Below are 20,730 nucleotides of genomic sequence, written 5' to 3' on the forward strand. Positions count from 1 at the left end.
CCACCGACCTCGCCCGGCCCCGTTGCCCCCGGCGGCCGGCCGGGGGACGGTGGCCCCCGCACCCGCCGGCCCACGTCAGGAGACCCCGTGCCGAGCACCGACCCGCACCGCCCCGACCGCCCGGGCACGCAGGCGCAGCCGCCGGACGGCGCCTACCTCGCCGCGCTCCAGGCCCAGGTGGACGCGGCGGCCCGCGCCGCCCGGCCGCTGTCCTCGGACGCCGCCGGGGCGCCGGACGACCTCGTCCGGGAGGTCGTCGGCGCGGTCGAGGCCCTCGCCCCCGAGCTCGTCGCGGTGTCCCACGACCTCGCCGAGCACCCCGAGACCGCCTTCGAGGAGCACCGCAGCGCGGGCGTGCTCGCCGAGCTCGCCGAGCGCCACGGCCTGGCGGTCGAGCGGGGCGCCCACGGGCTGCCCACCGCGCTGCGGGCCGACGTCAGCGGCGGGGCCGGGGACGTCGGCGGGGACGCCCCCGTCGTCGCGGTGATGAGCGAGTACGACGCCCTTCCCGGCATCGGCCACGCGTGCGGGCACAACGTCATCGGGGCGGCGGGGCTGGGCGCCGTCCTCGGCCTCGCCTCGCTGGGCGACCGTCTGCCCGGCGGCGTCCGGTGGCTGGGCACGCCGGCCGAGGAGGGGGGCGCCGGCAAGGAGACGATGGCGCGGCACGGGGCCCTCGACGGCCTGGACGCGGCCGTGATGGTCCACCCCTTCGGCTACGACGTCGCCGAGCACGTCTTCCTCGGGCGCCGCCAGCTGCGGGTGACCTTCCACGGCCGCACGGCGCACGCCTCCGCCCAGCCGTTCATGGGGCGCAACGCGCTCGACGCCGTCGCCCTGGCCTACCAGGGCGTGGGGCTGCACCGGCAGCAGATGCCGCCGTCGGACCGGCTGCACTGCGTCGTCACCGAGGGCGGGGACCGGCCGAACGTCCTGCCCGGCCGGGCGCAGATGCTCTTCTACCTGCGCTCCGAGCACCCCGAGACGCTGCGGGTGCTCTCGGGGCGTCTGCACGACATCTGCCGCGGCGCCGCGCTCATGACCGGCTGCGGCCTGGAGACGGCGTGGGACGAGAGCCCGGCGACGCTGCCGCTGCGCTCCAACGGCCCGCTCGCCGGCCGCTGGGGCGCCCGGATGCTCGAGCGCGGGCGCGAGGTGCTGCCGGCCGGCGTCGTGCCGTCCCTGCTCGCCGCGTCCACCGACTTCGGCAACGTCAGCTACCGCCTGCCCTCGCTGCACCCGATGATCGCGGTCTCCGACCCGGGCACGTCGCTGCACACGCGCGACTTCGCGACCGCCGCCGCCGGCCCCGCGGGCGACCGTGCGGTCGTGGACGGCGCGGTGGGCCTCGCGCTCGTCGTGCTGGACCACCTCGCGGACTCCGACCTGCGCGCCGCCGTGCACGCCGACTTCGCGGCCGCGGGCGGGCCCGTCGACGTCCCGTCGTACTTCGACGCGCCGGCCGCGGACGGTGCGGCGTGAGCGCGCCGACGGCGGTCACCACGCGCACGGACCGGGTGCTCGGGTGGGTCGAGCGGACCGGCAACCGGCTGCCCGAGCCCTTCCTGCTGTTCCTCGGCCTCTTCGTGCTCGTCGGGCTCGTCTCGACGCTGGGCGCGGTGCTCGACGTCAGCGTCACCGTCCCGGGCTCGGACGACGCCACGCCGGTTCGGGGTCTCTTCACGGCGGAGGGCCTCACCTGGCTGACGACGAACCTCGGCGCCAACTTCATCGGCTTCCCGCCCCTGCTGACCGTGCTGACGATCCTGCTCGCCGTCGGCGTCGCCGAGCGCTCGGGCCTGCTGCAGGCGGTCATCCGGCAGGTGTTCCACGCGGCGCCCCCGTGGGCGCTGCCCTACGTCGTCGGCGCGGTCGGCGTCACGGCCTCGGTGATGTCGGACACGGCGTTCGTCATCGTCCCGCCGCTGGCGGCCCTGGTCTTCCGCGCCGCCGGTCGGCACCCCGTCGCGGGTCTGCTCGGCGGGTTCGCCGCCGCGGGCGCCGGGTACTCGACGTCCTTCGTCGTCACCAGCCTCGACGCGCTGTTCGCCGGCATCACGGACGCCGTCACCGAGGTGCTCCCCGACCCGGGGACGACGGTCACCCCCGTCTCGAACTACTTCTACAACGTCGCCTCCGCGACGCTGCTCACGGTCGTCACCGGGCTCGTCATCACGAAGGTGCTCGAGCCCCGCCTGGAGCGCCTCGACGTGCCGCGGCACGAGGTGTCCGGGCAGGACGCCGACGCCCCGGCCGCCGGGGCGGGGTCGGCCCCCGGGGCGGCCCCTGCGCCGCAGGAGCGCACGGGCGGGGCCGGCGCCGCCGCGCCGGCGGACGGGCCGGGCGACGGCGACGGGATGGCCGCGCTGACCGACCGCGAGCGGCGGGCGGTGCGCGCCGCGGTGCTCGCCGGCGTGGTGGCGGCGCTCGTCATGCTCGTCGCGGTGGTCGTGCCCGGCTCGCCGTGGCGCGGCGAGGGCGGCGGCTACCTGCCGGAGTCTCCGCTGCTGGACAGCATCGTCTTCATCGTCTTCGTGATGTTCGCCGTCCCCGGCCTCGTCTACGGACGGGTCGCCGGCTCGCTGCGGACGGGCGCCGACGTGCCGCGGTTCATGCAGGGCGCGATCACCGACCTCGCGCCCTTCATCGCGCTGGCGTTCGTGCTCGGCAACTTCATCGCCCTCTTCACGTGGTCGGGCGTCGGCACCTGGCTCGCGGTCGAGGGAGCGGCGGGGCTGGAGTCCATCGGTCTCACCGGCTACCCGGCCGTGCTCTGCTTCGTGCTGCTCGCCTCGGTGCTCAACCTCTTCATCATCTCGGGGTCGTCGCTGTGGACCCTCATGGCGGCCGTCTTCGTGCCGCTGTTCGCGCTGCTCGGCTTCGAGCCGGCGTTCACCCAGGCCGCGTTCCGCGTCGGCGACTCCGCCACCCAGGTCCTCACCCCGCTGAACCCCTACATGATCGTGCTGCTGACCATGCTGCGGCGGTACGAGCCGCAGGCCGGGCTCGGCAGCATCATCTCGAGGATGCTGCCCTTCACCGTGACCTTCTGGCTGGCGTGGGTGGTGGTCCTGACCGTCTTCTACCTCACCGGCCTGCCGCTCGGGCCGGGCGCCCCCGGGCCCCGCCTCGCGGGCTGAGCGGGGTCGACGGGCGGGTCTCTAGCCTCGCCCGCGTGAGCACCGACCCGCCCTCTCCTCCCGGCCCGGCACCCACGACGGTCGTCTTCGACCTCGGGAACGTCCTCGTCCGGTGGGAGCCCGAGCGCGCGTGGGCGCACCTGGACGCCGCCGAGGTCGACGCCTTCCGCACCGAGGTCGACTTCCGGACGTGGAACCTCGCCATGGACGCGGGCCGGTCGTCGGCCGACGCGGTGTCCCGGCTGGAGCGGGAGGCGCCGGCGCACGCGCACGTCGGCCGGGCGTACGTCGAGCGGTTCCTCGACACGCTGGCCGGCCCCGTCCCGGGGACCCGGGCCGTGCTCGAGGAGCTCTCGGCCGCCGGCGTGCGGCTGCTGGCGCTGACGAACTGGTCGGCCGAGCTCTTCGACCGCGCCGGCGACGTCCTCGAGGAGGTGGTCGGTCTCTCGACCTTCGAGGACGTCGTCGTCTCCGGTCGCGAGCGCCTCGCCAAGCCCGACCCGGCGCTCTTCGCCCGGGTGCTCGAGCGCTTCGGCCTCGAGCCCGCGGCGACCGCCTTCGTCGACGACTCCCCCGCCAACGTCGACGCCGCCGCCGGGCTCGGCCTGCGGGCGGTGCTGTTCACGGGAGCCGGCGCGCTGCGCCGGGACCTGGCGGGGATGGGGCTGCCCGTCGCGGCCACCGGCGGCTAGCCCGCCCCGTCCCCCGCGGCGCGCCCCGGGTCGGCGGTCCCGTCGGCGTCGGCGTCGGCGTCGGCGAACCAGACGACGGTCTCCCCGTACCGCTTCGAGGCCGACCGCGCGAGCCCGTCCGGCCACCCCGGCTCCGGCGCACGGCTCGAGCGCTCGACGACGACGACGGCGGCGGGCGCGAGCCAGCCGCGCGCGACCAGCGCGCCGAGGACGCCGGCGAGCTCGGGCTCGGCGAGGTCGTACGGCGGGTCCAGGAGCACGAGGTCCGCGCCGCCCGCCAGCGGCGGCGTCGGCGGGACGGCGAGGACACGCTCGACCGGTGCCTCGCGCACCTCCACGCCGGGCAGCCCGGTGCCGACCGCGTTGCGCCGGCACGCGCGCGCCGCCTCGCGGCCGGACTCCACGAGCACCACCGCGGCCGCGCCCCGGCTGGCGGCCTCGAGGCCGAGGGCGCCGGAGCCGGCGTAGAGGTCGAGGACGCGGGTCCGCTCGAGCAGCCCCGCGTGCTCCAGGCGGCTGAAGAGCGCCTCGCGCACCCGCTCCGACGTCGGGCGCGTCGCGCTCCCGCGCGGCACGAGGAGCGTCCTCCCGCCCGCGGTCCCGGCGACGAGCCGCGTCACGGGCGGGCCCCCGCGGTGGCGCGCGGGCCGGCACCGGGCGCCTCCGGCGGCTCCGGGGGCCTCGGGCGCGACCCGGCCGCCGCCGCGGCGCCGAGCCCGGCGGCGAGCAGCAGGGCGACCAGCGCCAGCGCGACCTCGGCGCCCGGCAGCAGCCGGCCGCCGCCGGCGAGCGCGAGGGTGCCGACGGCCAGGGGCAGGACCGCGACGACCGCGAGGTCCGGGCCGCGCGTGAGGCTCGTGACGATGCCGACCGGCAGGGGCCCCGCCTGCGTGGTGATCACCGAGGAGGCGGGGTCGAGCTCGGGGCGGGACGCCCCGCGCAGCGCCGCTGCCGCCAGCCCGGGCCCGCTCGCCAGCACGAGCCCCAGCGGCACCGCCCCCGGGGCGAGCAGGCCCAGCGCGAGCGCGGCGACGCCGGCCGCGGCGGTCGTCGTCACGGCGAGGGCGGCGAGGTGCGCGGCCGCGGCCGTGCCCGGCGCCAGCGGCAGGACGGCGTCGAGCGACGGCACGAGGACGCGCTCGCGCACGGGCTCGGCGAGCGTCGTCGCCGCGGCGTAGCCGCAGGCGAGCAGCGCGACCAGCACGACGGCCCGGGAGTCCCCCGCCGCCGCGGCCGCGCCGGCGGGCACGAGGGTCAGCACCACGGCCGTGACGACGCGGCGACGGGTGCGCACCACCGCGAGGAGGTCCGCCAGGACGAGGGCGGTGCCCGGACCGCGGACGAGCCGGCTGCGGGTCGCCCGGGCGCGGCGGCGCCGACGGGCGCGCGGCGGGTCCGCCAGCGCCCGGCCCAGGGCCCGGGTGTCCAGCGTCACGCCCGAGCCGGCGACCTGGGCGGACAGGGCGCCGGCCGAGGACAGCGAGGCGCTGGGCGTGCCACCGGCGCGACGCAGCAGCACGGCGACGGCGAGCGCGGCCAGCACCACCGCGGCGACCGTCGCCGGGACGAGCGCCGACCAGGCGCCGGTCCCGGCCGCGGCGGACGGGGCGGGCGCGTCCCCCGGGGCCGGTGCGTCCCGCCCCGCCAGGGCGTCCGCGGCGGCCGCCGCGACGACGACGACGGGCGCGAGGAGCACGAGGGCGTCGCCGACCGCGACGAGCGGTCGCGCGCTCCCCCGCGCCGCCTGCACGAGACCGCCGGCGGCGACGAGGGCGACGCCGAGGGCCGCGACCGCGACGACGAGCCCGAGCAGCCGGCCGACGCCCGTGGTGGCGGGCAGGAGCAGGAGGAGGGCGACGAGGGCGCCGGCGCCGACCGCGGCGGCGGCCACGACCGCCCGCCGCACCACGACCGGACGCAGCAGCGACGCGCGTGCGACGGGCAGCGGGAGCCACCACGCCGCCTGCGGGGGCGGCAGCGACAGCGGGCCGAGCCGGCCCAGCAGCCCGACGGCGCCGCCGAGGACGAGGAGCAGCGCCGCACCGGTCAGCACCGCGCCCGGGACGGCCGCGCCCTCGATCGGCTCGCCGAGCGCCGTGACGCCGCCGAGCGCGCCGAGCCGGCCGCGCGAGCCGGACAGCACGAGCAGGGCCAGCGCCACGGCGAAGACGCCCGTGTAGACGTCGGACAGCAGGTCGCCGAGGCTCGCGCCGCTGGCTCGCCGCGAGGCCCGCCGCACGGTGGCCCGCAGCTCGCGGGCGGCGAGGCCCGGCCCCTGCGCGACCGGGCGCAGGACGTGCGCGGGCGCCTGCGCCTCGTCGCCGTGCCGACCGGCGTCCTGCTGACCGGCGTCCTGCTGACCGGCGTCCCGCCGACCGGCGCCGGGGGTGAGGCCACCGGTCACCGCCCGAGCTCCCGGGTCGCCTCGGCGACGCTGACCCGCCGCGCGCCGTCCTCGGCCAGCAGCAGCACCCGGTCGGCGACCTCCTCCAGCAGGAGGGGGTCGTGCGTGGCGAGCAGCACGCCGACGCCGGCCTCCTTCTCCTCCAGCAGCCGGTCGACGACGTCCTCGCGCCCGGCGAGGTCCAGACGTTGCTCGGGCTCGTCCAGCACGAGCAGCCGCCGCGGCCGCACCAGGGCCGCCGCCAGCAGCATCCGCCGCCGCTGGCCCGAGGACAGCGCCGTCGGCAGGTTCTCCGCCACGGCCTCCAGGCCGAGGTCGGCGACCACCTGGTCGACGACGTCGTCGGCGTCGCGGACGCCGTGGCCGCGGGCGACGAGGTCCAGGTGCTCGCGCACCGTCAGGCCCGGGAACTGCGCGTCGACGTCCAGCACGCTCGCCACGTCACGCCGGAAGGCGACCGACCGCTCGTCCACCGGTCGGCCGAGCACCTGCAGCGTCCCCCCGATCGGCGCGAGCTGGCCCAGCACCGCCTTGAGCACGGTCGTCTTGCCCGCACCGTTGAGGCCCACCAGCGCCAGCGACCGCCCCGCGTCCAGGCGGAAGCTCGTCGGCGGGGAGACGGGCTCGCCCGTGTAGCCGACGAGCAGCTTGTCGGCGCGCACGAGGGCGTCCGCCCGGCGGCGGGGCTCCGGCGGCGTCATGCTCGCTCCCTGCTCATCCGCGCTCCAGGAACTGCCCGTGCTGCGGGCGCAGCAGCTCGGTGACGGCGCCCGCGAGCGCGGGGTGGCGCCGCAGCTCGGGGTCGACGGCGAGCACCTCGGCGGCGTCCTCCCGGGCGTCGGCGATGACGTGCCCGTCCCGCACCACCCGGAGCAGGCGCAACGACGAGCGCGCCCCGGACTGGCGGGCGCCGAGCACGTCCCCCTCGCCGCGCGTCTCGAGGTCCAGCTCGGCGAGCGCGAACCCGTCGGTGGTGGCCGCGACGGACATCAGGCGGGTGACGGCCGGCGCGTCGCCCGGGAGCGGGGTGAGCAGGAAGCACGTGCCGGGGTGGCGCCCGCGCCCGACGCGCCCGCGCAGCTGGTGCAGCTGGGAGATGCCGAAGCGGTCGGCGTCCATGACGACCATGCACGTGGCGTTGGGGACGTCGACGCCCACCTCCACGACCGTCGTCGCGACGAGGACGTCCACCTCCCCGGCCGCGAACGCCCGCATGACGGCGTCCTTCGCCTCCGGCGGCATCCGCCCGTGCAGGACCGCCCGACGCACCCCGGCGAGGGAGGGCTCCTCGGCGAGCAGGGCCTCGACCGCGACGGTGGAGACCAGCACCCGGTCGTCCGGCCCGTCGGCCCCCCGGTCGCCGCCCCCGTCCCCCGGGGCCTCGTCGCCGATGGTCGGGCAGACGACGTAGGCCTGGCGCCCTGCCTCCACCTCCTCGCGCACCCGCTGCCACATCCGTGCGACCCAGGCCGCGTTGCCCGCGTTGACGGCGTGCGAGGCGATGGGCGAGCGCCCCGCCGGCAGTCCTCGCAGCACCGAGGTCTCGAGGTCGCCGAAGGACGTCATGGCGACGGTGCGGGGGATGGGCGTGGCGGTCATGACGAGCAGGTGCGGGACGGCGGACGCCTTCGCCCGCAGGGCGTCGCGCTGCTCGACGCCGAAGCGGTGCTGCTCGTCGACGACGACGAGGCCGAGGTCGGCGAGCTGGACGGCGTCCTGCAGCAGCGCGTGGGTGCCGACGACGATGCCCGCCTCCCCGCTCGCCGCCTGCAGCAGGGCCTCGCGGCGTGCGCGCGCCCCTTGGCTCCCCGTCAGCAGGGCCACCCTCGTGGCGACGTCGGCGCCGCCCAGCGTCCCGGCGCCGGCGAGGTCCCCGAGCATCGCGGTCAGCGAGCGGTGGTGCTGGACGGCGAGGACCTCGGTGGGCGCCAGCAGCGCCGCCTGCCCGCCGGCGTCCACGACGGCGAGCATCGCGCGCAGCGCGACGACGGTCTTGCCGGAGCCCACCTCGCCCTGAAGGAGGCGGTGCATCGGCGCGGTGCGCGCGAGGTCGGCGGCGATCTCCTGCCCCACCTCCCGCTGGCCGTCCGTCAGGGCGAAGGGGAGTTGCTGGTCGAAGGCGGCGAGCAGCCCGCCGTCGACGGGGCGGCGCGGCACCGCGGTCTGCGTGCCGGTGCGCAGGCGCCGGCGCGCCAGCTCCGCCTGCAGGACGAAGGCCTCCTCGTACCGCAGCCGCTCCAGCGCCTGCTCCTCCTGGCCCGGGTGCCCCGGACGGTGGGCGGCGCGCAGGGCGTCGAGGAGGCCGGGGAAGCCGTGCCGGGCCAGGACCATGTCGGGCAGCGGCTCGGGCACGTCCTCCTCGCGCAGGGTGTCGAGCACGAGGTGCACGGCCTTGGCCACGGTCCAGCTCTGCATGCCCTGCGTGGCGGGGTAGATGGGCAGGACGCCGGTCAGGAAGTCGTCCATCGCGGCGCCCTCGGCCGCGAGGTCGTCCGTGCCGTCGGCGCCGGGGTCGCCGTCGCGCGATCCGCTCATGTGGTGCTCGGGGTGGACGAGCTGCAGGACGCCGCGGTACGCGCCGACCTTCCCCGAGAAGAGGCCGGGACGGCCGACCACCATCTCCCGCTGCAGGTGGGCGAGGGCCCCCTTGTGCCGGGGGAAGAAGGTCAGCGGGACCTTCGTGGCGCCGTCGGTCACCACGACGTCGACGACGAAGCCGTGACGCTGCTTCATCGGTCGGTGCCGGACCGAGGCGACCCGCGCGAGCACCGTCACGTGCTCGCCCACCTCGAGGCCGCTCAGGTCGGTGAGCTGCCCCCGGCGCCGGTAGTCGCGGGGGTAGTGGCGCAGCAGGTCGCCGACCGTCTCGAGGCCGAGGTGCCCGCCGAGCGCCTCGGCCGTGGGGGCGCCGACCGAGCGGGCCAGCGGCTCGGCCATCCGGCCCGTCGCGACCGGCGCGCCGCCCGCGTCCTCGGGGCCCCGCGGGGTCGGGAGCGCCGGCCCGGGTCGCCCGGGCGCGGGCCGCCCGGCCGCGGGTCCCCCTGCCATGCCCGCACAGTAGGGCCGAGGACCGACGGCGGCGGAGCGTGTCCCCAGCCCTCCCGCCGGCCGCCCTCGCCGGTCGCGGGCCGCTGCTTTGGGCCTGGCGCCCCGCCTCGGCTACTCTCGGGGCCGAGCGCGACTCGTGCTGCCCGCACCCGGGACGACGAGGCGCCGCACCGTAGGACCCACCGCACCCGAGCGGGAGCGGGCTCGCGCCCCTCCCGGGCCCGGGCGCCGCCCGAGCACGAGCCGACCGTAGGAGAAGACCGTGGCTGCCACCTGCGACATCTGCGCCAAGGGGCCGGGCTTCGGCCACTCCATCTCGCACTCCCACCGCCGCACGAAGCGCCGCTGGGTGCCGAACATCCAGCGCGTGCGGGTCGTGCAGGGCGGGACGCCGATGCGCAAGAACGTCTGCACCTCGTGCATCAAGGCGGGCAAGGTCACGCGCTGACCTGACCGACCCGGACGGCACCGCCGTCCTCGAGAGGCCGGCACCCACGACGGGTGCCGGCCCTCGCTGCGTCCGGGCCCTCGCTGCGCCCGGGGGCCCTGCGCGCCCCCGCAGCCTCTGCGCCCTGCGTCCCGTGCGTGCGTCCCCGTGGCGCCGGGGGTCGGCGCTCAGCCGAAGTGGTCCCAGCCCCCGCCACCGGCGTGCGGCGCGCCGTCGACGAGGACGCCGGGCGCCGCCCCGGCGCGCACGACCCCGACGGGCGCGAAGCCCTCGGGCAGGACGGCGCCCTCGGGGAAGGTGGCGAGGAGCCCGTGGTCCTCGCCCCCCTCGAGCACGAGCCGCCACGCGTCGACGCCGAGCAGGTCCGCCACCGGGGCGACGGCGTCCCGGTGGGGCCGCAGCAGCTCGGTGGACAGGTCGAGGACGACGACGGAGGCGCGGGCGACCCGTCCGGCGTCGCGGACGAGCCCGTCCGAGACGTCGAGCATCGCGGTCGCGCCCGCCTCGGCGGCGGCCGGCCCCGCGTCGCACGGCGGGCGCGGTCGACGGTGCGCCCGCACGAGGCCGGCGACCTCCTCGTCCGCCGCGGACTCGACCCCGGCACCGGCCCACGCGGCGGCCCCGGGACGGGCGCGGCGCTCCAGCACGGCGAGACCCGCCGCCGACCGTCCCTGCACCCCGGCGAGCGCGACGACGTCACCCGGGCGCGCCCCGTCCCGGCGCACCGGCGGGAGCCCGCGCAGGTCCCCGAGCGCGGTGACGGCCACGACGACCTGCTCCCCGCCGGTGAGGTCGCCGCCGACGACGCCGCACCCCCGGGCACCGGGCAGGCCCGCGCAGGCCGCGGCGAGCCCGCGCGCCAGGCCGGTGGTCCACCCGTCCGTCCAGGGCGCCGGCGGGCGCGACGGCACGACGAGCGCGACGACGAGCGCGGTGGGGACGGCCCCCATCGCCGCGACGTCGGCGAGGTTCTGCGCGGCCGCGCGCCAGCCGACGTCCTCCGGCGACGCCGTGCGGGGCCGGAAGTGCCGGTCGGCGACCAGCGCGTCGGTGCTCACCACCACGCGGCCGTCGTCGGCCCGCACGACGGCGGCGTCGTCCCCGGGGCCGAGGTCGGTCCAGCTCCCGACCGGCAGCACCGGCAGGAGCCCGTCGAGGAGGGCGTCCTCACCGGTGGCCCCCCGCGGCGCGCCGGCACCGACGGCCGGGGGGTCCTCCGGGGCGGGAGGGGGTCCTGGCAGGGCTCTCGCCTCCGGGGTCGGGCGCGGTCGGGCGGGTCGCCGCGGGTGCGGGTGGACGGGGCCACGGGTGACGCCGCCCCGGGGGACGGGGGCGCCCGCCGCCCGTGTCGGCGCGGGGGCGGGGCCACGGTAGCGTCGCGCGCGCCCGTCCCGGCGGTCGCCGGCCCCGGCGCCCGCCTCGGTCCCCCGGACCGCCCCGACGACGCGGGCACCGGGTGCCCCCGGTGCTCGAGGCCGCCGTCCCGCCGCCGCGGACGGGGACGACGACGACAGCCGCCCCGGCGGGGCGGCCGACCACCAGGAGGCCCGCGTGGAGCAGGCGTACGTGCTCGTCCAGACCCAGGTCGGCCGCTCGTCCGAGGTCGCCGCCGCGCTCGCCGCCGTCCCGGGCGTCGTGCTGGCCGAGGACGTCACCGGCCCCTACGACGTCATCGCGCGGGTCGAGGCGGTGACGACGTCCGAGCTCGGGCGCCTCGTGTCGGGCCGGGTCCAGGGGGTGGAGGGCATCACGCGCACCGTCACGTGCACCGTGGTGGCGTGAGCCTGCGACACCCCGCCCACCGCCGGGCCCACCGCCCCGCCCACCGCCGGGCCCACCGCCCCGCCCACCGCCGGGCCCACCGCCCCGCCCACCGCCGGGCCCACCGCCCCGCCCACCGCCGGGCCCACCGCCCCGCCCACCGCCGGGCCCACCGCCGGGCCCACCGCCCGGCCCGCCTCCGTGCCGTCGCCGCGGTGCTCACCGCCGTCGGCCTCACCTCGGGCTGCACGGCCTCGGTCCGGGAGGTGCCCCCCGCGGACCAGGCCGCCGACCCGGGCTGCGCGCAGGTCCTCGTCCTGCTGCGCGACGTCGACGAGGTCGCCGGCCTGCCCCGCGTCCCGACGACCGGGCAGTCGACGGCGGCCTGGGCCGCCGAGGACGGCTCGGCCGAGGTCGTCCTGCGCTGCGGTGTGGCGCTGCCCGGGCCGACGACGGACGCGTGCCTGGCCGTCGACGGGGTCGACTGGGTCGCCTCCGACGAGGAGGCCTCCCCCCCGTGGACCACCTACGGCCGCGTCCCGGCCACGGAGGTCGACGCGAGCGGCGACCTCCTGGCGGCCGACGTCCTCCCCACCGTCGGCGGGGCGGTCTCCGGGCTCGAGCAGCAGCGCGCCTGCGCCTGAGGACGGCTCAGCGCAGCCCCGTGGCCCGCTCCAGGGCGAGGGCGAGCAGCCGTTCCACGAGCGCCGGGTAGTCGAGGCCCGACGCCGCCCACAGCCGGGGGAACATCGAGCTCGGCGTGAAGCCCGGCATCGTGTTGACCTCGTTGACGACCACCCGGCCGTCCTCGCCCGCGAAGACGTCGACCCGGGCGAGGCCCTCGCAGCCCAGGGCCTCGAAGGCCCGCAGCGCCGTGGCGCGGACGGCGTCGGCCACGCCGTCGGGGACGTCGGCCGGGCAGGTGAGGCGGACGGCGGCGGCGTCGAGGTACTTGGCCTCGAAGTCGTAGAAGTCCCGGCCGTCGACGACGGCGACCTCCCCGACCGCCGACGCCTGCGGCGGCCCACCGGCGAGCCGGTCGAGGACGCCGCACTCGAGCTCGCGCCCGCGCACGCCGACCTCGACGAGGACCTTCGGGTCGTGCTCGCGCGCGGCCTCGACGGCCGCGGCGAGCGCCTCCCGCGCACCGGGGCGGTCCTGCCCGTCCTGCCGGACGACGACGCGGGAGACGCCCATCGAGGACCCCGCCCGGCTGGGCTTGACGAAGACGGCGTCGGCCCCGGTGGCCCCGGCGAGCGCCAGCCCGGCGTCGAGCCGCTCCTCGCGCGCGGTCCGCCACGTCCGGTCGGTCACGAGCACCCACGGCCCGACGTCGACGCCCGCCGCCTGCAGGACCGTCTTGGCGTAGTGCTTGTCCATCGCCAGGGCCGAGGCCAGCACGCCCGAGCCCACGTAGCGGGTGTCCGACATCTCCAGCAGCCCCTGCAGCGTGCCGTCCTCCCCGTAGGGGCCGTGCAGCAGCGGCAGGACGACGTCCACCTCCCCGAGCGCGCGGGGCACGTCCCCCGCGCCGACGGCCACCAGCCCGCGCTCGACCGGGGACCGCGGTGCCAGCACGGCCGGGCCCTCGGCCGCGTCCACCGCCGGCAGCACGCCGTCGTGCAGCTCCCACCGCCCCGGGTCGTCGGCGGCGAGGACCCAGCGCCCGTCGGGCGCGATGCCGACGGGCACGACGTCCCAGCGCTCGCGGTCCAGCGCGCGCAGGACCCCTGCGGCCGTCACGCAGCTGATGGCGTGCTCGCTGGACCGTCCCCCGAAGACGACGGCGACGCGTCGCCGTCCGAGGGCCCCGCGCGGCGCCGCGTCCTCCGAGGCAGGCACGTCGCCGGGCTGCCCGCCGCCGGACCCCACGTCACCGGGTCTCACGTCGCCGGGCCGGGCCTGCTCGTCGTCCACCGCCGGGACGCTACCGGCGGCGTCCGCAGCCGGCGGGGAGGTCGTGGCCGCGGCGCGGACCCGCCGTCCGGGGGACGTCCGGCCGCAGGCGGGGCGCACGGCGGCCCCCGGGGGGACCATCGGCGCACCCACCGCCGCCGCGGTGGTCCGAGGGGCAGGAGACCGGCATGGAGCGGGAGTCCGGTACCGAGCAGGCGTCCGGTACCGAGCAGGTACCCGGTGCGGAGTAGGTGCCCGGTGCGGAGCAGGACCGGGCCCCGGCGGCGCAGGGGCGCACGCCCTTCGGCGCCAGCTCCCCCGTGCGCCGGGGTCTCCGGCTGGACGCCGAGGTGGAGCGCCGGCTGCTGCTGACGTGGCGCGCGGACCCCGAGGTCGTCGCCCGCCTGCTGCCGGCGCCGTTCCGGCCGCAGCTCGTCGGCGGGGCGGCCGTCGTCGGGGTCTGCTGCATCCGCCTCGGCTCGGTGCGGCCCCGCGGGCTGCCCGCGGCCGTCGGCCTGCGCGCCGAGAACGCCGCCCACCGCGTCGCCGTCGCGTGGGACGGCCCCGACGGCGAGCGCACGGGCGTCTGGGTCGCGCGGCGGCACACGGGCAGCCGGCTCGTGGCGCTCGCGGGCGGGAGGCTCTTCCCCGGACGGCAGGGGCGCGCCCGCTTCGACGTCGACGAGTCGGACGAGCGCGTCCGGGTGGCGGTGTCCGCGGACGACGGCACCCGCCTCGCCGCCGACGTCGAGGTCGTCCCCGAGCTCTCCGGCAGCACTCTGTTCGCCGACCTGGCGGAGGCCTCGGACTTCTTCCGGACCGGCTCCACGGGGTGGTCGGCGGCCGGCGTGGCGGGTGACGGGCGGGCGCACGAGGGGATGCGCCTGGACACCGACGCCTGGCACGTCGACGCCTGCCGCGTCCTCGAGGTGCGCTCCAGCCTCTACGACGACCCGGTGCTCTTCCCGCCCGGCACCGTCGTGCTCGACGACGCCCTCCTCATGCGGCGGGTGCCGGTCACGTGGACGGCGCTGCGCCCCCTGCCGGCGGGAGCCGCCTCGTCCGCGGGGCCCCGCCCGCCCGTGCGGCGCACGGCCGCGCCGACCTCGCCGGCCGGCCCCTAGCCTCACCGCCATGCCGGAGCCCGAGGACGCGCACCAGGACGGACCCCCGGACGAGCGCCCGGAGGAGCGCCCGGACGACGGCCCGGCGTCCGCCGGGGGCGGGCACGGCCGGCGGGGCGACGGGACCCCGTGGTCGCCCGCGACGACGGTCGTCGCGGCCGGCCGGCCCCCGCGCGAGCACGACGCGCCCGTCAACCACCCGGTGGCGATGTCGTCGACCTTCGTCGGCGCCGGCGCCCCGGCGGCGGGCACGCGCACCTACGCACGCTCCGCCAACGCGAGCTGGGAGCCGCTGGAGGAGGTCCTCGCCGCCCTCGAGGGCACCGGGGCGGACGGCGGGGCCCTCGTCTTCGGCTCCGGCATGGCGGCGGTCTCGGCCGCGCTCTCGCTGGTGCCCGTCGGCGGCCGCGTCGTCGCGCCCGCGTCCTCCTACAACACGACCGTCGAGCTCCTCGAGCGCGCCGACGCGGACGGCCGCCTGCGCGTCACCTTCGTCGACGTCGCCCGCACGGCGGCGGTCGAGGCCGCGGTGGCCCCGGGGTGCGACCTCCTCTGGCTGGAGTCCCCGACCAACCCGCTCCTGGAGGTCGCCGACGTGCGCGCCTGCGCCGCAGCGGGCTCCGCGGCCGGCGCGGTCGTCGCGGTCGACGGGACCTTCGCGACACCGCTGGTGCAGCAGCCCCTCTCGCTCGGCGCCCACCTCGTCGTCCACTCGGTGACCAAGCTGCTGTCCGGCCACTCCGACGTCCTCCTGGGGGCGGTCGCCACCACGGACCCCGCCCTGCTGGAGCGGCTCTCGGTGCACCGACGGGTCCACGGGGCGATCGCCGGCCCGATGGAGGCCTGGCTGGCGCTGCGCGGCCTGCGCACCCTCGCCCTGCGCGTCGACCGCACCCAGGCCACGGCCGCCCACCTCGCCCGGCGCCTCGAGGACCACCCGGCCGTCGGCCGTGTGCGGCACCCGTCCCTGCCGTCGGACCCCGGTCACGAGCGCGCGCGCGCCCAGATGCGGGGCTTCGGCAGCGTGCTCTCCTTCGAGCCCGCGGGAGCGCTCGGCGACGAGGAGGCCGCGCGACGCGCCGACGCCGTCGTCGCGGCCCTGCGGCTGTGGACCCCGGCGACGAGCCTCGGCGGCGTCGAGTCCCTCGTGGAGGGGGGGGGGGAGGCCAACNTCGGCGACGAGGAGGCCGCGCGACGCGCCGACGCCGTCGTCGCGGCCCTGCGGCTGTGGACCCCGGCGACGAGCCTCGGCGGCGTCGAGTCCCTCGTGGAGCGTCGTCGCCGGCACGCCAACGAGCCGGCGACGACGCCCGCGGGGCTGCTCCGCCTCTCGGTGGGGCTGGAGGACGCCGGAGACCTGTGGGACGACCTCGAGCAGGCGCTCGCCGTCCTCGGCTGAGCCCGGCGTCCGCCGGGTCACCGCCCCGCGAGGTCGTCCGGGAGGACCCGGGCCCCGAGGTGCTCGGCGAGCACCGTGGCGAAGCCCTGCGCCTGCGCCTGCGCCAGGACCACGCCGGCCAGGTCGCCCGGCCCGGTCAGCCGCGCGACGTCCGCCCCGGAGACGTCGAGCCCGTCCAGCCGGGAGCCGGTGAGCACCAGCCGTCCCACCCGGCAGCGCTCCAGCCGCACCGAGGACGCCGTCGCGTCGGTGAGGTCCAGCTCGCCGACCACGCAGTCCTCCAGCAGGACGTCCTCCGCGCCGGCCCCACGCAGGTCGACGTGGTGGAGCCGGCTGCCGGACAGGCGTACCCGGGTGAGCGAGGCCCCCTCCAGGCGCAGGACGCCGGTCCGGCTCCCCGTGACCACGACGTCGCGCCAGGCCGAGTCCCGCAGGTCCAGGTCCGTGGCCCCGAGATCCTCCAGCAGGCACGACACGAGCCGCGCGCCCGGCAGGGACGCCCCGTCGAGCCGGCAGCCGACGAGCGCGCACTCGAGCAGCCGCGGGTCCGGCAGCACCAGCCCTCCCAGGTCCAGGTCGGCGAGCCGGACGCCGTCGAGGTCCTCGCCCGGTGCGGGCGGCGTCCGCCTCTCCTGCAGCCCCGGGAGCACCACCTCGACCCGGGCACGCGCCGCCCGCGCCACGACCCCTCAGGCCCCCTCGTGCTTAAGCGTGCGGGCCAGCAGCAGCCGCGCCGCCTCGCGCACGGGGGTGCGTCCCTCGACGACGTCGACGACCTGCTCCACGATCGGCATCTCCACGCCGACCTCCCGGGCCAGGGCGAGCACCGAGGGGGCCGACCGCACGCCCTCCGCCGTCTGCCGCACGACCGCCGCCGCGGCGGCCACGTCGAGACCGCGGCCGAGCTGGACGCCGGTCTGGTGGTTGCGCGACAGCGGCGAGGCGCACGTGGCGACGAGGTCGCCCATGCCGGCCAGCCCGGCCAGCGTGGCCGCCTCCGCGCCGAGCGCGACCGCCAGCCGTGACGTCTGGGCGAGCCCGCGCGTGATGATCGACGCCTTGGCGTTGTCCCCGTAGCCGAGGCCCTCGGCCATGCCGACGGCGAGCCCGACCACGTTCTTGACGACGCCCCCGAGCTCGACGCCCAGCACGTCGTGGTGGGTGTAGGGCCGGAACGCCGACGTCGCGCAGGCGGTCGCGACGAGGTCGGCCACCGCCACGTCGCTCGCGGCCACGACGGCGGCCGTCGGCTGCCGCTCGGCGACCTCCCGGGCCAGGTTGGGACCGGACAGGACGGCCACGCGCTCGGCCGGCACGGCCGCCGCCTCGGCCACCACCTGGCTCATCCGCAGCCGCGTCCCGCTCTCGAGCCCCTTCGCCAGGCTGACGAGGGGGACGCCGGGCGGCAGCCGGTCCGCGACGCCCTCGAGCACGGGGCGCAGGACCTGCGAGGGCAGCGCGAGGACGACGAGGTCGGCGCCCGCGAGCGCGACCGCCGCGTCCGTGGTCGCGGTCATCGACGCGGGCAGCGGGGCGCCCGGCAGGTAGGCCGGGTTGCCGCGACCGGCCGCGACGTCGGCGCACACCTGCGCACGGCGGCCCCACAGGACGACGTCGGCCCCGGCGTCCGCGAGCACGAGCCCGAAGGCGGTGCCCCAGCTCCCCGTCCCGAGGACGGCGGCGCGCCGGCTCACCGCGCGACCGCCCCGGCGGGGACAGCGGAGACGAGGGGGACGGCGGGGACGGCGGCGACGGGGCCCCGGGGTGCGAGCATCGCCACGTGGTCCCTCCCCCTTCGCCCGGAGCAGCCCCGGCCGCCGCCCGCGTGCCGTGGGCCGCCGCTCCGCAGCAGTGGTCGGTCGTCCTGCCCGTCAAGGGCGGCCCGGCCGCCAAGAGCCGGCTCGGGGGGGACGCGGCGCGACGCCGCGGCCTCGCCCTCGCCATGGCGCTCGACTGCCTCGAGGCCGTCCTCGCGGCGCCCGGCGTCCGCCGCGCGCTCGTCGTCACGCAGGACCCCGAGGTGACCGGGCTCGCCGCCGCGGCGGGCGCTCGGGTCCTGCTGCCGGGACCGGCCGGCTCGCGCCCCCCGCTGGACGCCGCCGTCGCCGACGGAGCCCGGGGGTGCGAGGAGTGCGGGGGCCACGACGGCGTCGCCGTCCTGCTGGCGGACGTCCCCGCGCTGCGACCCGGTGAGCTCGCGTCGGCCCTGTCGGCGGTCGGCTCCGCGCTGGCCGACGGAGCGCGCTCGGCGCTCGTCCCGGACGCCGGGGGCACGGGGACCGCGCTGCTCGCGGCGCGACGGGCCCGCGACCTGCGCACGGCCTACGGCGAGGGGTCCGCCGCCCGGCACGAGGCGCTCGGCGCCCGGCGCCTGGAGCTCGACCTGCCCGGGCTGCGCCGGGACGTGGACACGCCCGCGGACCTCGTGACGGCGCAGGCGCTCGGCCTGGGCCGACGCACACGAGCGGTGCTCGACGGACCGGCCGACGCCCTCGCCGCGGTCGGGTGAGCGGTCGCCGCCGGGCGGACGCCCGCCGCAGGAGGGGCGGACCCTCGGCACCTCAGACGTGCGCGGGCACGCGCCCGCGGGCCGGGGGGACCGACGACGTCGACGTCCAGTCGACGTCCGCGCCGAGCGCCTCGAGCTTCTCGGCGAAGCGCTCGTAGCCGCGGTCGATGAGCTCGATGCCCTGCACGCGCGACACCCCCGTGGCCGCCAGGGCGGCCACGAGGTAGCTGAACCCGCCGCGCAGGTCGGGGACGACGATGTCGTCCCCCCGCAGCGCCGTCGGCCCCGAGATCGCCGCGGAGTGCCGGAACTGCGCGCCGCCGAAGCGGCACGGCGTCGACCCGAGGCACTCCCGGTACACCTGGATGCGCGCGCCCATGCCACCGAGCGCCTTGGTGAAGCCGAAACGGTTCTCGTACACCGTCTCGTGGACGATGGACAGGCCGTCGGCCTGCGTGAGCGCGACGACGAGCGGCTGCTGCCAGTCCGTCATGAAGCCCGGGTGCACGTCCGTCTCGAGGGCGAGGGGGCGCAGCCGGCTCCCCGGGCTGCGGAAGCGGATGCCCTCGTCCGTGACGTCGAACTCCCCGCCGACCTTCCGGAACACGTTGAGGAAGGTCATCATCTCGGGCTGCGTCGCCCCCCGGACGAAGACCTGCCCCCGCGTCGCCAGCGCCGCGCACGCCCACGACGCCGTCTCGATCCGGTCGGTCAGCGCCCGGTGGTCGTAGCCGCGCAGCCGCTCGACGCCCTCGACCCGGATGGTGCGGTCGGTGTCGACGCCGATGATCGCTCCCATCTTCTGCAGCACCGCGACGAGGTCGAGGATCTCCGGCTCGGTGGCCGCGCCCCGCAGCTCGGTGAACCCCTCGGCCCGCACGGCCGTGAGCAGGACCTGCTCGGTGGCGCCCACGCTCGGGTAGGGCAGGTCGATGCGCGTGCCGCGCAGCCCGTCCGGCGCGGTGATGCGGATCCCGCCCTCGCGCTTGTCCACGACCGCACCGAACTGCCGCAGCACGTCGAGGTGGTAGTTGATCGGCCGGTCCCCGATGCGGCACCCGCCGAGGTCGGGGATGAAGGCCTCGCCGAGGCGGTGCACGAGCGGCCCGCAGAACAGGATCGGGATGCGGCTGGCCCCGGCGTGGGCGTCGATGTCGGCGACGTGCGCCGACTCGACGTCCGTGGGGTCCATGACGAGGACGCCGTCGTCGGGCTGGGTGACGTCGACGCCGTGCAGTCCCAGCAGCCCGGTCACGACGGTCACGTCCCGGATCTCCGGGACGTTGCGCAGCACGCTCGGGGTCTCCCCCAGCAGCGCCGCCACCATCGCCTTCGACACGAAGTTCTTGGCGCCGCGGACGGCGACGGTGCCGTCCACCGGCCGCCCGCCCTGCACGGTCAGCACCTCGCCCATGGGCACGTGGACCTCCAGACCGCAGCACCCGGCCGGCGCCGCCACGGCCGCCCATCATGCCCCCGCGGGGGCCGTGCTCCTCCGCACCCGCCCGGACGGGCGCGCCGTCGTGCCCGGACCGAGACCTGCCCGGACCGTGACCCGCTCGGGCGGAGGCCGGCCCGGTCCTGGGCCCGGGACGTCGGCCGAGGCGTCGACTCAGGACTTCTTCTTGCCCTTCTTGCCGTCCTTCTTCTTCGCGTCCTTCTTGCCGCCGCCGCCCTTCTTGCCGCTCTTGGCGTCCTTGCCGGCCGGCGCCGACGCAGGCTCGGCGTCGGCCGAGGTGGGAGGCGGCTCGATCGCCGGCGCGGTGGGGGTGGACGCACGGCTCGGTCGCCGCGCCCCCGTCCCCGCCTCGACCCCGCCGCGGCGGGTCGTGACCGCGCGCAGGGCACCCCCGGACGACGGGTCGACCTGGACGGCCTCCGGCATCGCCCCCGGGTCCGCGACGAGCGCCCGGAACGCCGTGCCGGGCTTGAAGCGCGGGACGGACGTGCCCGCGATCGGCACGGTCTCGCCGGTGCGGGGGTTGCGACCGGTGCGGGGCGCCCGGTCGGCCCGCTCGAAGGTCCCGAAGCCGCTGATGGCCACGCGCTCCCCGCGGGCGACGGCCCGCACGACGGCGTCCAGCACCGCCTCCATGGCGTCGCTGGCGGCTCGCCGGCTGCCGAGCCGCTCCTCCAGGACGTCCACGAGCTCGCCCTTGTTCATGCACGCCTCCGCGGGCCGCGGGCCCGACCGTCGGGCGCGCTCACCTGGCGCCGAACCGTAGGCCCCCGGGGTCCGCCGCGCCAGGTCCCAAAGGGGTTGTCCGGGGGGTGCTCTCGCGCCTCCCCCTCCCACGCCCGCCCTGCGG

General features: G+C 78.5%; 18 protein-coding genes and 1 pseudogene. 9 read left to right on the forward strand and 10 right to left on the reverse strand.

Features of this window, described 5'->3' with window-relative positions:
- Positions 1-87: 87 nt before the first annotated feature.
- The 3 genes from WDZ17_RS08750 to WDZ17_RS08760 are packed head-to-tail and all read left to right on the forward strand — an operon-like array spanning position 88 to position 3,832.
- On the forward strand, positions 88-1,482 hold the full coding sequence (locus WDZ17_RS08750; protein WP_339574765.1) for a M20 family metallopeptidase: 1,395 nt from the start codon (positions 88-90) through the stop codon (positions 1,480-1,482).
- Complete coding sequence (locus WDZ17_RS08755) at positions 1,479-3,140, forward strand: AbgT family transporter (protein WP_339574766.1); 1,662 nt, start codon at positions 1,479-1,481, stop codon at positions 3,138-3,140. Before WDZ17_RS08750 ends, WDZ17_RS08755 begins: the two co-directional genes overlap by 4 nt.
- A gap of 35 nt (positions 3,141-3,175) precedes the next feature.
- A complete protein-coding gene (locus WDZ17_RS08760; protein WP_339574767.1) occupies positions 3,176-3,832 on the forward strand; it encodes an HAD family hydrolase in 657 nt (218 codons plus the stop codon).
- On the opposite strand, the gene rsmD is transcribed toward WDZ17_RS08760, so the two are convergent.
- The 4 genes from rsmD to WDZ17_RS08780 are packed head-to-tail and all read right to left on the reverse strand — an operon-like array spanning position 3,829 to position 9,173.
- Positions 3,829-4,452: a 16S rRNA (guanine(966)-N(2))-methyltransferase RsmD gene (rsmD, locus tag WDZ17_RS08765; RefSeq protein ID WP_339574768.1), complete on the reverse strand. Its 624-nt coding sequence runs from the start codon at positions 4,450-4,452 to the stop codon at positions 3,829-3,831. The genes WDZ17_RS08760 and rsmD overlap by 4 nt on opposite strands.
- Positions 4,449-6,236 (reverse strand): DUF6297 family protein, encoded by a 1,788-nt coding sequence (locus tag WDZ17_RS08770; protein ID WP_339574769.1) that lies wholly within the window; start codon positions 6,234-6,236, stop codon positions 4,449-4,451. The genes rsmD and WDZ17_RS08770 overlap by 4 nt, the downstream gene beginning before the upstream one ends.
- A complete protein-coding gene (locus tag WDZ17_RS08775) occupies positions 6,233-6,937 on the reverse strand; it encodes an ABC transporter ATP-binding protein (protein WP_339574770.1) in 705 nt (234 codons plus the stop codon). Before WDZ17_RS08775 ends, WDZ17_RS08770 begins: the two co-directional genes overlap by 4 nt.
- Before the next feature lie 13 nt (positions 6,938-6,950).
- Complete coding sequence (locus WDZ17_RS08780; RefSeq protein WP_422631912.1) at positions 6,951-9,173, reverse strand: ATP-dependent DNA helicase RecG; 2,223 nt, start codon at positions 9,171-9,173, stop codon at positions 6,951-6,953.
- Between the two features lie 373 nt (positions 9,174-9,546).
- Between WDZ17_RS08780 and rpmB the strand changes: the two genes are divergently transcribed.
- On the forward strand, positions 9,547-9,732 hold the full coding sequence (gene rpmB, locus WDZ17_RS08785) for a 50S ribosomal protein L28 (protein WP_339574772.1): 186 nt from the start codon (positions 9,547-9,549) through the stop codon (positions 9,730-9,732).
- Between the two features lie 167 nt (positions 9,733-9,899).
- On the opposite strand, the gene WDZ17_RS08790 is transcribed toward rpmB, so the two are convergent.
- On the reverse strand, positions 9,900-10,871 hold the full coding sequence (locus tag WDZ17_RS08790; protein ID WP_422631901.1) for a thiamine-phosphate kinase: 972 nt from the start codon (positions 10,869-10,871) through the stop codon (positions 9,900-9,902).
- Positions 10,872-11,283: 412 nt separating this feature from the next.
- Here WDZ17_RS08790 and WDZ17_RS08795 point away from each other — a divergent pair, with 412 nt between their 5' ends.
- Both WDZ17_RS08795 and WDZ17_RS08800 read left to right on the forward strand, forming a co-directional pair.
- Positions 11,284-11,514, forward strand: a complete 231-nt coding sequence (locus WDZ17_RS08795) for an Lrp/AsnC family transcriptional regulator (RefSeq protein ID WP_339574774.1) — start codon at positions 11,284-11,286, stop codon at positions 11,512-11,514.
- Entirely contained in the window at positions 11,511-12,137 is a 627-nt protein-coding gene (locus tag WDZ17_RS08800) for a DUF3515 family protein (protein ID WP_339574775.1), read from the forward strand. Before WDZ17_RS08795 ends, WDZ17_RS08800 begins: the two co-directional genes overlap by 4 nt.
- Before the next feature lie 7 nt (positions 12,138-12,144).
- Here WDZ17_RS08800 and WDZ17_RS08805 read toward each other — a convergent pair whose 3' ends face one another.
- Positions 12,145-13,335 carry a D-alanine--D-alanine ligase family protein gene (locus WDZ17_RS08805; RefSeq protein WP_422631913.1) on the reverse strand — a complete coding sequence of 397 codons (1,191 nt, stop codon included), beginning with the start codon at positions 13,333-13,335 and terminating at the stop codon, positions 12,145-12,147.
- 305 nt (positions 13,336-13,640) lie between these two features.
- Between WDZ17_RS08805 and WDZ17_RS08810 the strand changes: the two genes are divergently transcribed.
- Together WDZ17_RS08810 and WDZ17_RS08815 are read left to right on the forward strand one after the other, a co-directional pair.
- Positions 13,641-14,513 (forward strand): DUF2071 domain-containing protein, encoded by an 873-nt coding sequence (locus tag WDZ17_RS08810; RefSeq protein ID WP_339574777.1) that lies wholly within the window; start codon positions 13,641-13,643, stop codon positions 14,511-14,513.
- Positions 14,514-14,646: 133 nt separating this feature from the next.
- Positions 14,647-15,912 (forward strand): annotated as a pseudogene (locus WDZ17_RS08815) (trans-sulfuration enzyme family protein); the annotation flags it as partial.
- A 17-nt stretch (positions 15,913-15,929) separates the two neighbouring features.
- On the opposite strand, the gene WDZ17_RS08820 reads toward WDZ17_RS08815, so the two are convergent.
- Positions 15,930-16,595, reverse strand: a complete 666-nt coding sequence (locus tag WDZ17_RS08820; protein ID WP_339574779.1) for a pentapeptide repeat-containing protein — start codon at positions 16,593-16,595, stop codon at positions 15,930-15,932.
- Between the two features lie 6 nt (positions 16,596-16,601).
- Complete coding sequence (locus WDZ17_RS08825; protein ID WP_339574780.1) at positions 16,602-17,606, reverse strand: NAD(P)H-dependent glycerol-3-phosphate dehydrogenase; 1,005 nt, start codon at positions 17,604-17,606, stop codon at positions 16,602-16,604.
- A gap of 86 nt (positions 17,607-17,692) precedes the next feature.
- Here WDZ17_RS08825 and cofC point away from each other — a divergent pair, with 86 nt between their 5' ends.
- Positions 17,693-18,421, forward strand: coding sequence for a 2-phospho-L-lactate guanylyltransferase (cofC, locus tag WDZ17_RS08830; RefSeq protein WP_339574781.1), 729 nt, complete (start codon positions 17,693-17,695; stop codon positions 18,419-18,421).
- A gap of 52 nt (positions 18,422-18,473) precedes the next feature.
- Here cofC and murA read toward each other — a convergent pair whose 3' ends face one another.
- Both murA and WDZ17_RS08840 read right to left on the reverse strand, forming a co-directional pair.
- Complete coding sequence (murA, locus tag WDZ17_RS08835) at positions 18,474-19,835, reverse strand: UDP-N-acetylglucosamine 1-carboxyvinyltransferase (RefSeq protein WP_422631914.1); 1,362 nt, start codon at positions 19,833-19,835, stop codon at positions 18,474-18,476.
- A 198-nt stretch (positions 19,836-20,033) separates the two neighbouring features.
- Positions 20,034-20,585: an HU family DNA-binding protein gene (locus tag WDZ17_RS08840; RefSeq protein ID WP_339574783.1), complete on the reverse strand. Its 552-nt coding sequence runs from the start codon at positions 20,583-20,585 to the stop codon at positions 20,034-20,036.
- Positions 20,586-20,730: the final 145 nt, after the last annotated feature.

The organism is Pseudokineococcus basanitobsidens, from assembly GCF_037482545.1.
GTDB lineage: Bacteria > Actinomycetota > Actinomycetes > Actinomycetales > Quadrisphaeraceae > Pseudokineococcus > Pseudokineococcus basanitobsidens.